This window comes from Achromobacter sp. 1014246743, from assembly GCF_059760725.1.
Window position 1 is genome coordinate 73,929 of sequence record NZ_JCBANA010000008.1, and the last position, 13,064, is coordinate 86,992.

11 protein-coding genes and 1 tRNA gene are annotated in these 13,064 nt (G+C 68.8%); 6 read left to right on the forward strand and 6 right to left on the reverse strand.

The annotated features are described in order from the left end of the window. From selA to AC6LJ2_RS05600, 3 genes are all read left to right on the forward strand, one after another. Nucleotides 1-1,413, forward strand: coding sequence for an L-seryl-tRNA(Sec) selenium transferase (gene selA / locus AC6LJ2_RS05590; RefSeq protein WP_498150986.1), 1,413 nt, complete (start codon nucleotides 1-3; stop codon nucleotides 1,411-1,413). Further along, entirely contained in the window at nucleotides 1,410-3,314 is a 1,905-nt protein-coding gene (gene selB, locus AC6LJ2_RS05595) for a selenocysteine-specific translation elongation factor (RefSeq protein ID WP_498150987.1), read from the forward strand. The genes selA and selB overlap by 4 nt, the downstream gene beginning before the upstream one ends. A gap of 12 nt (nucleotides 3,315-3,326) precedes the next feature. Next, a tRNA-Sec gene (locus AC6LJ2_RS05600) sits at nucleotides 3,327-3,422 on the forward strand. A 368-nt stretch (nucleotides 3,423-3,790) separates the two neighbouring features. Here the strand turns inward: AC6LJ2_RS05600 and AC6LJ2_RS05605 are convergent. Then, a complete protein-coding gene (locus AC6LJ2_RS05605) occupies nucleotides 3,791-4,330 on the reverse strand; it encodes a TlpA disulfide reductase family protein (protein WP_498150988.1) in 540 nt (179 codons plus the stop codon). Between the two features lie 12 nt (nucleotides 4,331-4,342). Next, on the reverse strand, nucleotides 4,343-5,443 hold the full coding sequence (locus AC6LJ2_RS05610) for a transglutaminase-like domain-containing protein (RefSeq protein ID WP_445658017.1): 1,101 nt from the start codon (nucleotides 5,441-5,443) through the stop codon (nucleotides 4,343-4,345). Nucleotides 5,444-5,588: 145 nt separating this feature from the next. Here AC6LJ2_RS05610 and selD point away from each other — a divergent pair, with 145 nt between their 5' ends. After that, complete coding sequence (gene selD, locus AC6LJ2_RS05615; protein WP_263915425.1) at nucleotides 5,589-6,650, forward strand: selenide, water dikinase SelD; 1,062 nt, start codon at nucleotides 5,589-5,591, stop codon at nucleotides 6,648-6,650. Between the two features lie 24 nt (nucleotides 6,651-6,674). Here the strand turns inward: selD and AC6LJ2_RS05620 are convergent, their stop codons facing one another. Beyond that, entirely contained in the window at nucleotides 6,675-8,738 is a 2,064-nt protein-coding gene (locus AC6LJ2_RS05620; RefSeq protein ID WP_445658018.1) for an LTA synthase family protein, read from the reverse strand. A gap of 214 nt (nucleotides 8,739-8,952) precedes the next feature. Beyond that, on the reverse strand, nucleotides 8,953-9,873 hold the full coding sequence (locus tag AC6LJ2_RS05625) for a LysR substrate-binding domain-containing protein (protein ID WP_263915427.1): 921 nt from the start codon (nucleotides 9,871-9,873) through the stop codon (nucleotides 8,953-8,955). 216 nt (nucleotides 9,874-10,089) lie between these two features. On the opposite strand from AC6LJ2_RS05625, the gene AC6LJ2_RS05630 reads away from it, so the two are divergent. Continuing rightward, nucleotides 10,090-10,734 carry a 2-hydroxychromene-2-carboxylate isomerase gene (locus AC6LJ2_RS05630; protein ID WP_498150989.1) on the forward strand — a complete coding sequence of 215 codons (645 nt, stop codon included), beginning with the start codon at nucleotides 10,090-10,092 and terminating at the stop codon, nucleotides 10,732-10,734. Nucleotides 10,735-10,782: 48 nt separating this feature from the next. Continuing rightward, nucleotides 10,783-10,941 carry a hypothetical protein gene (locus tag AC6LJ2_RS05635; RefSeq protein ID WP_498150990.1) on the forward strand — a complete coding sequence of 53 codons (159 nt, stop codon included), beginning with the start codon at nucleotides 10,783-10,785 and terminating at the stop codon, nucleotides 10,939-10,941. Between the two features lie 29 nt (nucleotides 10,942-10,970). On the opposite strand, the gene AC6LJ2_RS05640 is transcribed toward AC6LJ2_RS05635, so the two are convergent. Both AC6LJ2_RS05640 and adh read right to left on the reverse strand, forming a co-directional pair. After that, nucleotides 10,971-11,348, reverse strand: coding sequence for a DUF779 domain-containing protein (locus AC6LJ2_RS05640; RefSeq protein WP_263915430.1), 378 nt, complete (start codon nucleotides 11,346-11,348; stop codon nucleotides 10,971-10,973). 73 nt (nucleotides 11,349-11,421) lie between these two features. Beyond that, nucleotides 11,422-12,951, reverse strand: coding sequence for an aldehyde dehydrogenase (gene adh, locus AC6LJ2_RS05645; RefSeq protein ID WP_445658019.1), 1,530 nt, complete (start codon nucleotides 12,949-12,951; stop codon nucleotides 11,422-11,424). Nucleotides 12,952-13,064: the final 113 nt, after the last annotated feature.

Here is a 13,064-nt window from a genome sequence, read left to right on the forward strand (position 1 = left end):
ATGGCCGACCACGCTGCCGCCGCCGACATTCCGGCGCTGGACCGCCTGTTGAACGCGCCCGCGCTGGCGGCCGCCCTGGACACCCACGGCCGCACGCAGGTCGTGGCCGCGCTGCGCCGCCACCTGGATGCCTTGCGCCACCGGGCGCTGGCGGGCGAATTGCCGCGCGCGGAGCTGGCCGAGGCCACGGTTGCCGGTGCCGTATCGGCCGCCTTGGCGGCTGCGGCCGCGCCACGCCTGCGGGCGGTCTACAACCTTACCGGCACAGTGCTGCACACGAACCTGGGGCGGGCGCTGCTGCCCGACGAGGCGGTGGATTCGGTGTTGCGCGCGCTGCGCTCGCCGGCCAACCTGGAGTTCGACCTGGATACGGGCGGCCGGGGCGACCGCGACGACCTGATCGATGACCTGCTGTGCGAACTGACCGGGGCCGAGGCCGCCACGGTGGTCAACAACAACGCGGCCGCCGTGCTGCTGATGCTGAACGCACTGGCCGATCGTCGCGAGGTGGTCGTGTCGCGCGGCGAGCTGGTCGAGATCGGCGGCGCCTTCCGCATTCCGGACATCATGAAGCGGGCCGGCGCCAAGCTGGTCGAGGTGGGCACCACCAATCGCACCCATGCGGCCGATTACGAGACCGCCATCGGCCCGCGCACCGCGATGCTGATGAAGGTGCATTGCAGCAACTATGCGGTGACCGGTTTCACCAAGAGCGTCAGCCTGGCCGAGGTGGCGGCGCTGGCGCATGCGCGCGGGCTGCCGGCCACGGTGGACCTGGGCAGCGGCACGCTGGTGGACCTGACGCAGTTCGGCCTGCCACGCGAAGACACGGTGCGCGAGACCATCGCGGCCGGGGCCGACCTGGTGACGTTCAGCGGCGACAAGCTCCTGGGCGGACCGCAGGCGGGCCTGCTGGTGGGGCGCGCCGACCTGATCCGCAAGATCAAGAAGAATCCGCTCAAGCGTGCGCTGCGCGTGGGCAAGCTGACGCTGGCCGCGCTGGAACCGGTGCTGGCGCTGTATCGCGCGCCGGAATTCCTGGCGCAGCGCCTGACCACGCTGCGGCTGCTCACGCGCCCGCAGCGCGAGATCCAGCCGCAGGCCGAGCGCCTGCGCGGCGCGCTGGCCCATGCCGTGGGCGCCGGCTACGAAGTGCAGGCGGTGCCGATGTTCAGCCAGATCGGCAGCGGCGCCTTGCCGGTGGACCAGCTGCCCAGCTTCGGGCTGGCGGTGCGCTATACAGGCAGCGGCCGCCCGGGGCGGCATCTGGACCGCCTGGAAGCGCGGCTGCGGGGTCTGCCGGTGCCCGTGATCGGACGCATTGCGGACGACGCGCTGTGGCTCGATCTGCGCTGCCTGGAGGCGCGCGACGAAGCCGACTTTGCCGCGCAACTGGCGGAGCCGCTGGCATGATCGTCGGCACCGCCGGCCATATCGACCATGGCAAGACCACGTTGGTGCGGGCGCTGACGGGGGTGGACACCGACCGCCTGAAGGAAGAGAAGGCGCGCGGCATTTCCATTGAACTGGGCTACGCCTATACGCCGCTGGCCAATGGCGACGTGCTGGGCTTCATCGACGTGCCGGGCCACGAAAAACTGGTGCACACGATGGCCGCGGGCGCCAGCGGCATCGATTTCGGCCTGCTGGTGGTGGCCGCCGACGACGGCGTCATGCCGCAGACGCGCGAACACCTGGCGATCCTGGCGCTGCTGGGCGTGGCGCGCGGGGCGGTGGCGCTGACCAAGGCGGATCGTGCCGATGCGGGCCGGCTGGCTGCGGTGCGCGCCGAGATCGCGGCCCTGGCGGCAGATACCTTCCTGCAGGGCGCGCCGGTGTTCGAGGTCTGTGCCGCGCAGCCGGATGACGGCGGCACGGCCGATCTGAAACGCCATCTGGACGATACCGCGCAGGCGCTGGGGGCGCGCGGCCATCAAGGCTTGTTCCGGCTGGCGGTGGACCGGGTGTTCACGCTGGCGGGCCACGGCACGGTGGTGACGGGCACGGCGCACGGCGGGCGGGCGCGGGCGGGCGACGACGCTGCCGATCTGCGCTTGATGCCGGCGGGCACGCGGGTGCGGGTGCGCAGCATCCATGCGCAGAACCAGGCCAGTGAAACGGGTTCGGCCGGGCAGCGTTGCGCCTTGAACCTGACGGGCATCGACAAGCACGCGATTTCGCGTGGCGACTGGATTGCGGACGCTCGCTGCTTTCTGCCGTCGCGCCATGTGGATGTGGCGCTGACGCTGCTCGATTCGACGGACGCAGCGCTGCGGGCCTGGACGCCGCTGCACGTGCACATCGGCGCCGCGCGCCACATGGCGCACGCGGTGCCGCTGTCAACGGAAACGCTGGCGCCGGGGCAGTCGGGTTGGGTGCAACTGGTGTTCGACGAGCCGGTGTGCGCGATGCCGGGCGACCGCTACATCGTGCGCAATGCGCAGGCAACGCGCACGGTGGGCGGCGGTCGGGTGCTGGATCCCAACGCGCCGGACCGCAAGCGTCGCGCGGCACCGCGGCTGAAGTGGCTGGGCGCGGTGGCAGAGATGCTGGACGGCGGCGGGCTGTATCCGTTGCTGGAGCAGGCGACGCTGGGGCTGGACGAAGCGGCGTTGCAGCGCCTGACGGGCCAGCCGGTGAGCGAATTGGCCGCGCCGCACGGGGCCTGCTGGATTGCGCCGCGCACGCCGCAAGGGACGCGCACGTTGATCCTGTCGGCGCACTGGGAGGCGCTGCACGTCCGGGTAGAAGAGGCGCTGGCGGCCTTTCACCAGGGGGCGCCGGACGAGCCGGGGCCGGACAGTTCGCGTCTGCGCCGCATGGCGATGCCGACGGCGCCTGACCCGTTGTGGCAGGGGCTGTTGGACCATCTGCAGCAGCACGGCCGGGTGGTGCGCAACGGGCCGTGGCTGCATCTGCCGACGCATGTGGCGGTGCTGGCCGAGGCCGAGTCGGCCTTGGCGCAGCGGTTGCTGCCGCTGCTGGCAGCGGGGGCCTACGACCCGCCCTGGGTGCGGGACATGGCGCGTGCGCTTGCCGAGCCGGAAGAGCGGGTGCGGCAGGTGTTGCGCAAGCTGCTCAGGCGGGGGGAGGTGGCGCAGGTGGTGAAGGATCTGTTTTACGACCGCGAGCGGGTGGCGGAATTGGTGGCGCTGGCGGTCGAGCTGGCGGGAACGCCGGGCGGGTTGAATGCGGCGGCGTTCCGGGATGCGACGGGGTTGGGGCGCAAGCGGGCGATCCAGATTCTGGAGTTCTTTGATCGGACGGGGGTGACGCGGCGGGTGCGGGATGCGCATGTGCTGCGGGTATCATAGGCGGGTCACTGCGGAAGGCATCCGTGTCCGGTGGCACGGCCGGGCTTCAAACCCGGTTGGGGGCGTCAGACGTTCCCAGGTAGGTTCGACTCCTGCTGCCTTCCGCCAATTCTTTTGCTGACGTTGTGTTGTTGCTGGCGATGGGGTGAGTTCTTCTGCCGCCCTGTCGTTGCGGGGCGTGTGACAGTGGGCCTCCGATTGCGGTCCGGAGCCTTCGCTCCGGACTGCCCCGTTGTCATCCTCGTCCTCGCCTTCGGCGACTCCTTCGGATTCCCTCGGGCGCAATCTAAACGGCCCACTGTCACACGCCCCGCAACGCCACGGCTCACGTTGGATTGGGTTGTCGCGTTGCTGAACCTTGATCGAACGGTTTGCTTGTTGTGGGGATTGGCGGAAGGGGTTTTATTTTGGCGGGGGCGGCGCTTTGCGCCGCCTTTTGTTTGGGTGGGCGGTTTGGAATGACGGGGGGTTATTCGCTACGCGCGCAGCATCTTGGTGACGACGCTGGTGACGTTTTCGGCTTTCCAGTCCAGGGCGCCCAGGTGCCAGTAGCGGGCGGTGCCGCCGCGGTCGATCAGGTAGTTGGCGGGGAGGCCGGCGGCGTCCCATTTTTTGGAGGCGGTGCTGTTGCGGTCGTGCAGGACGGTGCCGGCGACGGGCCATTTGGCCAGGAAGGTGGTGATCTTGCCCAGGGCTTCGCCGACGTTGACGGCGACCAGGCGCAGGCCTTCTTCGCGGTGGCGGCGGGCCATGGCGGACATGAGGGGGATTTCGTCGCGGCAGGGGTCGCACCAGGTGGCCCAGAAGCTGACGATGATGACGTTGCCGCGCCAGGTGGAGAGTTTCTGTTCTCGGCCGGAGAGGTCGGGCAGGACGAGCGGTGGGGTGGGGGGGGGCCAGGGGGCCCAGTCGGGGCCGGTGGCGGCTTTGAGGGCGCTGTCGCTGGCGGCGCGGGCCCAGGGGGGCAGGGCGGCGAGCGACAGGTCGGATTGCAGGAGCTGGCGGCGGCTGATCATGGCGCGCGCAGGTCAGGTCGACAGCGGTTTGGCGGTCAGTTTGTAGCTGAAGCTGTCGGGGTCCAGGCTGTCCAGGCGGCCGTCGGCGGTTTCGCCGTTGGGGTACATGAGGAACGGGACGGGGCCGTGGGCGGTGCCGGGCAGGACGACGTCGTGGCCATGGTTGTAGGCGACCCAGTTCATTTCCCAGGCGCCGAACAGCATGACGCGTGCGGCGCGCACCTTGGCGTCGGTCAGGGGCAGGTCGCCAGGCGGCTCTTCGAGCATGACTTTGCGCACGTCGGCGGGGTCGACGGGAATCCAGCCGTAGCCGTCGGCGTAGAACTCGGCGCGGCAGTGCTGCGCCTTGGTGACGTCGCCGGCCTTGCCCAGGCTTTTGTAGCCGAGCTGCGAGTCGGCCACGCGCAGGCCGTAGGCGTCGCGGGCGGGAATGCCGGACGCACGGGCCAGGGCGACGAAGAGCGCGTTGATGTCGGCGCATTTGCCGTTCAGGTCGTTGGCGGTGAGCATGTAGCGCACGTCGCCGACGCCGCAGCCGCGGGTTGCGGCGGTGCGGCAGGTGTTTTCGACGACCCATTCGTAGATCGCGCGGGCGCGGGCCAGGGTGCCCTGGTGGCCGCGGGTGATCTGGTCGGCGGTGGTCTTGACGATGCCGTCGGTGGGCAGGAGCGCGGTGGGCTTGAGGAATTCGCGCAGGGTGGCGGCGCTTTCGCGCGGGGTGCCGGCGGGCGGCGGCTGGGTCAGGTCGACGCGGCGATTGCGGGTCTGGAAGCGGCTGGTGACGGTGACCTGCCGCGGGGCCTGGGCGTCGGGCCATTGCACGGCCAGCATCTGCACGTCGTAGCCGGGGGCCTGTACCAACCGGGCGGTGCCGCCGCCGCTGACCTGCCAGGTGCTTTGTGCACCGCGCTGGTAGGCGGTGTTCGCGGCGTAGGGCACCGGAATCCAGAGGCGGGTCTGGGCGCCGGGGTCTTTGACGTCGATGCTGCTGGTCAGTTCGTAGGCGCGCCAGCCGGCGGTGACGGGAGCCTGCTGCGCTCGGGCCGTCAGCGGCAGGGCGGCCTGGGTGGCGCACACGGCGCCCGAGAAACGGAGAAAGTGTCGGCGATCCATAAAGCCCCCACGCACGGTGAAGTTTGGCTGTCGGTGCGCCCGGTGGCGGGCGGGCCGTCCGTTGCTGCGTGCTGCAGCAATGATGATAGGGCCATTCCGGGGGGCGATGCTATCCTTTTCCGAGACCCCTTACGGAGAGACTGACATGACCCAGGATGCTGCATCGGCGGCGGTGCCGCGCTTGACTTCGCTGTCCCATGGCGGCGGCTGTGGCTGCAAGATCGCGCCCGGCGTGCTGTCGGAATTGCTGGCGCGTTTCGGGCCCGCGGCGAGCTATCCGGACCTGCTGGTAGGCACCGAGACGGCCGATGATGCGGCCGTGTATCGGCTCAACGACGAGCAGGCGCTGATCGCCACGACCGATTTCTTCATGCCGATCGTGGACGATCCGTTTGATTTCGGCCGCATCGCGGCAACCAATGCGCTGTCGGATGTGTACGCCATGGGCGGCACGCCGATCATGGCGCTGGCGATCGTGGGCATGCCGATCAACGTGCTGCCGCACAGCGTCATTGCTGACATCCTGCGCGGGGGCGAATCGGTCTGCGCAGATGCCGGCATTCCGGTGGCGGGCGGCCACAGCATCGATTCGGTCGAACCCATCTATGGCCTGGCGGCGATGGGCCTGGTGCATCCGGGCCGCATCAAGCGCAATGCCGATGCGCGCGCGGGCGACGTGCTGATCCTGGGCAAGGGCCTGGGCGTGGGCATCCTGTCGGCGGCGCTGAAGAAGAACCGGCTGGATGCCGCGGGCTACCGCGTGATGATCGATACGACCACCCGGTTGAACCGGCCCGGGGCGGCGCTGGCCGCGCTGGACGGCGTGCACGCGATTACCGACGTGACCGGCTTCGGTCTGCTGGGCCATGCGCTGGAGATGGCGCGCGGCGCCAAGCTGACGGCGCAGCTGCGCCGCGACGCCTTGCCGTGGCTGCCGGGCGTGCAGGCCTTTGCGGCCGACGGCGTGGTGACGGGGGCGTCGGGCCGCAACTGGGCTTCGTACGGCGAGTCCGTGCGCCTGGGGGCGGACGTGACCGACGTCGAGCGTGCGCTGCTGACCGATCCGCAGACCTCGGGCGGCCTGCTGGTGGCCTGCACGCCGCAGACGGCGCAGGCGGTGCTGGACCTGTTCCATCACCAGGGCTTCGAGGACGCCGCGGTGGTGGGCGAGATGGTGCCGGGCGACGCGCTGGTGCGGGTGGATTAGGTTCGGCGCGGCGGCCGCGCCAGCCTAGGGGCGCGCAAGCCGGGCCGGCGCCTGGTTCTGCACCTGGTAGTTGATCTGCCATTTCAGCAGCGGCCCGTAGGCTTGCAGCCTGGCTTCTTCGGTGCGTTGCGTGGGCGAGGCGGTCTGTTCCGGCCCCAGCGCCACGCCGGCATCGCCAGCCCACGGCATGATGCGCCCCGGGCGGTCCTTGCGATAGGCGCCGTCGCGGGTGATGAGCAGGCGCGGGTTGTTGTAGCCAAAGCACCATTGCGGGTCCGGCCGGGCGGCCAGCAGGTCGCAGCCGCTGCGGAAGTACGGCGTGTCGGGCAGGCTCAGGTGGTACAGCGTGGGCAGGATGTCCTTCTGGCTGCCGGGACGTGACGGATCGTAGGTCGATTGCCCCCGGTAGGCTTGCGGCACATACAGGTAGAAGGGCACGGCGCGCGCCAGCACCGCGTCGGTGTCGGCCTGGTAGTCCACGCCCAGGATGTTGTGGTCGCCGGTGACGGCAACGATGGTGTTGGCGCCGTTGGCCGAGGCTTTCAGGCCGGTGAGAAAGCGGCCCAGCTGGTCGTTGGCGTAGCGCAGCGTGTCGAAGGCGTCGTCCAGGCCGGTCCACGAATCGTAGTACGGCAGGTCCTTCACGTCGTCCAGGTTGATGCCGCCGCGCTTGCCGCCCTCGGGCACCAGGAAGGGCGGATGATGGGTGGTCGACAGGGCCACGATGAACAGCGGTTGTTCGTCGCGGTCGGCCTGCGCCAGCCGCTCGGCGATGTAGCGGAACATGTATTCGTCGGGCACGCCCCAGGCGCCGGATTCGGCCTCGGGGTAGCGCTGTTTCAGCGCCAGCTGGTCGATGAATTCGCGCGCGCCCAGGTGGCTGGCGAAACTGCCCAGGTTGCGCCAGGTGGCCGCGCCCGAGGTCACGAACAGTACCTTGTAGCCACGCGCCAGGAACGGCGTGAAGGCGTTGCTGGCGAAATTGCCGCTGGCCGCCGATGACTGGCTGATGGCCGGCACCGGGCTGCGCACCAGCAGCCGGCTGAGCGAATCGATGGTGCCGTTGCCTTCGGACAGGAAGCGGTCAAAGCGCCAGTCCGCGTTCCAGTGCGGCCGCAGCGCGCCCAGCAGGTCGCGCCCGGGGCGGTCGTACTGGTTCATGTGGTGGCCCATGCTCTCCATGACTTGCAGCACCACGTGGGGCGGGCGGGCCTGGGCCGCCGGATTGGCGCCGGTGCTGGCCATGAAGGGTTCCAGCCCGTGGCCGGGCTGGCCCAGGAAGCGCTGGTAAAGCTGCGCGCCATCCTGTTCGGTAACGGGCGTGAAGCGCTTGTCGTTGCCGCGGTCGTCCAGTGCCCAGAAGAACGCGGAAATGCCGTTGGGCGTGATGTCGTTCAGCAAACGCAGCGACGAGATGCTGGTGTCGTCCTTGTTGAGCGGAAAGGTGCCCAGCGACCCGCGGCAGGCCAGCACGGTAATGCCGATGATCAGCAGCAGGCGCAAGGCGCTGGGCAGCAGCGGCCGCTGCGCCAGCCGTGCCCGCAGCACGCTGGCGCCCCAGCGGCGCGCCAGCCAGAAGGTGATGCCCAGCACTGCCGCCAGCAGCGCCAGCGCCCGCAACACCGGGTAGCCATGCCACAGCGTCAGCAGGATGGCGTGGGTGTCGTCGTCCATCAGGCCGAACACGAAGATGTCGATCGACCGCGAAAAGGTGGCGAAGTAGCAGACGCTGATCACCGTGCTGGCGGCGAACAGCGTGGCCATCGTCGCGCCCACATAGGGCAGGCTGCGCAGCCAGCGGGCTTGCAGCGCCGCGCGGGCGGGCAGCAGCAGGGCAATCAGCAGCAGCACGGAAAAGGCGATGGCCGACACCTTGATGTCGAACAGCAGGCCGATGCCAAGGGTGCGGCTGATGTCCTGCGGCAACGCCGCATAGGCGTTGGGCGGCGCGTAGGCGTACAGCAGGTAACCGCGTCCGGCGCCCTGGGCCAGCACCGACACCAGCCATGGCGCCAGCAGGATCAGGAAGGAGCGCTGGAAGTTCAAAAACCAGTCTTGCCACGCGCGGGTGGATCGGAAGAGCGTCATCTACGCCTTGAAAGAATTGCGGGGAAGCTCGCCGGGAGGGGCGGCGGCGCCAGGGCCGCGGGCCGGCTGCCAGGGGGAGGCGGCGAGGCAGGATGCCATCGCAAGCCGGCACGGCGGGGATCCGTGCTCGTTGCGCAGGCCGCAATCTACAGGAGCGCAGGCGGGAATGTATGAAGGTTTGTATAGATCTTGTACCGGGCCCGTCAGGCCCGACTCATGCCGCCGTCAGCGCCTGCGCGGTGGCCGCGCCTTGCTGCACCAGCCAGCGGGTCACGATTTCGGCATCGGGCGTGCTGCGGCGGGCGTTGCGCACCAGCCAATAGGCGTGCTCGGTGGCATCCGCGGCCGCGCTGCCCACGGTGGTCAGGCGCTGGTCGGCCAGCATCGGCGCAATCAGCGCCAGCCGCCCCAGGGCGATGCCGTGCCCGGCCAGCGCCGCGTGCACGATCTGGTCGTACTGGTTGAACCGCAGCATGCCCTTGGGCCGCACCCGGCCCAGGCCGCGCGCGTTGAGCCATTCGGACCATTGCAGCCACGGCCGGGTGGGGTCGTCGAATTCCAGCAGCACGTGGCGCTGCAATTCGCGGGCGTCCAGGGAGCGTGCTTTCAGGGACGGATGAGCCACCGGCACCACCGATTCGCCGAACAGCCAGACGGCGCCGTCCGGCACCGTATCGCGCAGGCTGTAGCGGATGGCGATGTCCACGCTTTCGCGGTCGATGTCGATGACCCGGTTGTCGGCCGCCACGCGCACGTCGATGTTCGGATACGCGGCCTGGAAGTCGCCCAGCCGGGGCAGCAGCCACAGCGAAGCGACACCGATGGTGGTGGTGACGGTGACCGGTGTGCGGCGCTCGGGCGCGCGCAACTGTTCGGTCAGGTCGCCCAGCTGGCTGAGCCAGGCGTCGGCCATGCGGAACAGCTGGGCGCCTTCCGAGGTGAAGGACACGCTGCGAAAGCCGCGCAGCAGCAGCGGTACGCCCAGGTGGGCTTCCAGGGCGCGGATCTGCCGGCTGACGGCCGATTGCGTTACGTGCAGGTCCTGCGCCGCCAGGGTGATGCTCATGCGGCGGCCCACGGCGACGAAGCCGCGCACCAGATCAAGCGGAGGCAGTTTGGCCAGCGGATATGACATTCGTGAAACTCATGCGTAGGGGGCGGAAAAGTCGCTTGTGCAATATAACGCCTGGCGCGTCCAATAGAACCTGGTCCTCGGCCAAGGCGACCGCCAGTCGGCAGCGCCGCCGGGGAATTGCCACGATTCCGTCATGTTGCACCGCGGGAATGCGATTCCCGCAGATGGGCGCCCTGGACTATGCTGTTCCCACGTCCCGCCGCCGGAGCTTTTGCGATGAATGCGCCTTTGTCCGCCACCCCCCGCATCGAGATGTGGTTCGATTTCGCCAGTCCCTACAGCTATCTTGCGATCGAGCGCATCGACGCCCTGGCTCGGCAGGCGGATGTGCAAGTGGACCTGCGGCCCTTCCTGCTGGGCCCGATCTTCCAGGCCCAGGGCTGGAACGACACGCCTTTTCGACTGTTCCCGGGCAAGGGCGCCTACATGATGCGCGACATCGCGCGCCTGGCTGAAAAATACGGCGTGCCCTACAACCGGCCGCGGCTGTTTCCGCGCATGAGCGTGCTGCCGGCGCGCATTGCCCTGCTGGGCCAGGACGAACCCTGGGGGCGTGATTTCTGCGTGGCCGTGTTCCGCGCCAATTTCCAGCGCGACCAGGACATCCAGGCCGAAGACGTCGTGCACGAATTGTTGACCGAACTGTCGCTGGACGCCGATGCGCTGATCGCGCGCGGCAAGTCGGAAGCCGCCAGGGAAGCGCTGCGCCGCCAGGTAGACCAGGCGCGTCACCTGGGCCTGTTCGGCGCGCCGACCTTCTTCGTGGATGGCGAAATGTTCTGGGGCAACGACCGTCTGGAAGACGCCCTGGATTGGACCCGCCGGGCCCCCGTCAGCGCCTGGGCCGCCAGCGCCGGCTGATCGGCCGCGTCGCGCCCGCAAGATTTTCCCGTCAGTGCTTGATCCGCAATGAAAAACGCCAGCAGTCCCCTACGTGGCGCACCGATGCCCGGTGGCCGTTCGTTCACGCAATTTCGCGCCACGCGCATCCGTCGCGTGTCGTTCCAATGGAAGCAGGCCGCCAGCGAGACCGCTGCGGACAAGGGCGGAACGCCGCAAGGGTCGTGAGGCGATGCGGGGGCGGGCGCGATCGGGCCTCAGCCCTTGGTGACCGCCGCCACGTTGGCCCATTCTTCATCGGAGTACAGCCGCGAGCGCAGCAAAAAGCGCTTGCCCTCAGCGCTGTCCAATGAAAACGCGCCGCCGCGACCGGGCACCGCGTCGATGATGAGTTGCGTGTGTTCCCAGTAGGCGAACTGGTCTTCGCCCATGTAGAACGGGCAGCCCTCCAGGTCGCCCAGCAGCACGTCAGAGCCGCCCACCATGAATTCGCCCTGCGCATAGCACATGGGCGAGCTGCCATCGCAACAGCCGCCGGACTGGTGGAACATCAGCGGGCCATGCTTGGCGCGCAGCATATCGATGAGTTCGCGCGCCGCGTCGGTGGCGACCACGCGTGGGGTGGGTGCTGTCATGATGCGGCTCCGCAGGGGGCTGTTCGGGTGGATCGCGCCGGGCCCGAAGGCCCGGCGCCGCCTTGCGTCGCGGTCAGAAGAAACCCAGCTTCTTGGGCGAATAGCTCACCAGCAGGTTCTTGGTCTGCTGGTAGTGGTTGAGCATCATCTTGTGGTTCTCGCGCCCGATGCCCGACTGCTTGTAGCCGCCGAACGCGGCATGCGCCGGGTAGGCGTGATAGCAGTTGGTCCAGACCCGGCCGGCCTTGATGGCGCGGCCCATCCGATAGCACGTGTTGGCATCGCGCGACCACACGCCCGCGCCCAGGCCATAGAGCGTGTCGTTGGCCAGCGCCAGCGCGTCGTCGGCGTCCTTGAAGGTGGTCACCGCCACCACCGGCCCGAAGATTTCCTCCTGGAACACGCGCATCTTGTTGTGGCCCTTGAACACGGTGGGCTGCACGTAATAGCCGCCTTCCAGCGCGCCCTGCAGTTGCGCCCGGCCGCCGCCGGCCAGCACCTGCGCGCCTTCCTGCTTGCCGATGTCCAGGTACGACAGGATCTTTTCCAGCTGTTCGGTCGAGGCCTGCGCGCCCAGCATGGTGTCGGCGTCCAGCGGATTGCCCTGCTTGATCTCGCCCACGCGCTTGAGCGCGCGTTCCATGAACTTGTCGTAGAGCGATTCCTGGATCAGCGCGCGGCTGGGGCAGGTGCAGACTTCGCCCTGGTTCAGCGCGAACATCACGAAGCCCTCGACCGCCTTGTCCAGGAAGTCGTCGTCCTGCGCGGCCACGTCGGCAAAGAAGATGTTGGGCGACTTGCCGCCCAGTTCCAGCGTCACGGGGATGATGTTCTGCGACGCATACTGCATGATCAGGCGGCCGGTGGTGGTTTCGCCGGTGAAGGCGATCTTGGCGATGCGCTTGCTGGACGCCAGCGGCTTGCCCGCTTCCAGGCCAAAACCGGTGACCACGTTGACCACGCCCGGGGGCAGGATGTCGCCGATCAGTTCCATCAGCAGCAGGATGCCCAGCGGCGTCTGTTCGGCCGGCTTGAGCACCACGCAGTTGCCGGCCGCCAGCGCGGGCGCCAGCTTCCAGGCGGCCATCAGGATGGGGAAGTTCCAGGGAATGATCTGGCCCACCACGCCCAGCGGTTCGTTGAAGTGATACGCCACGGTGTCGCTGTCGATTTCGGACAGGCCGCCTTCCTGGCTGCGGATGCACGACGCAAAGTAGCGGAAGTGGTCGATCGCCAGCGGGATGTCGGCGGCGCGGGCTTCGCGGATGGGCTTGCCGTTGTCCCAGGTTTCGGCGGTGGCCAGGCGTTCCAGGTTGGCTTGCATCACGTCGGCGATCTGCATCAGCATCTGCGCGCGCTGGGCGGCCGGGGTCGCACCCCATTTGGGCGCGGCGCGGTGCGCGGCATCCAGCGCCAGTTCGATGTCGCGCTCTTTCGAGCGGGCGTTGCGGGTCAGCACCTGGCCGGTGACCGGCGTGACGTTGTCGAAGTATTCGCCGTCGGCGGGCTTTTGCCATTTGCCGTCGATGAAGTTGTCGTACTGGGTCTTCAGATCCAGGCGGGTGCCATAGGATTCGGGGGTGACGCGGGTCGCGATGTCCATGCTTGTCTCCGTATTGTCGGGATGGCGGCAGTCGAGTGCCTGCCTGGTATCAAGCAAACCGCGTGCCATCCCGGGGCTTCCCCCGCTGGACAAGGGCGCGTGCCGCGTGCGAC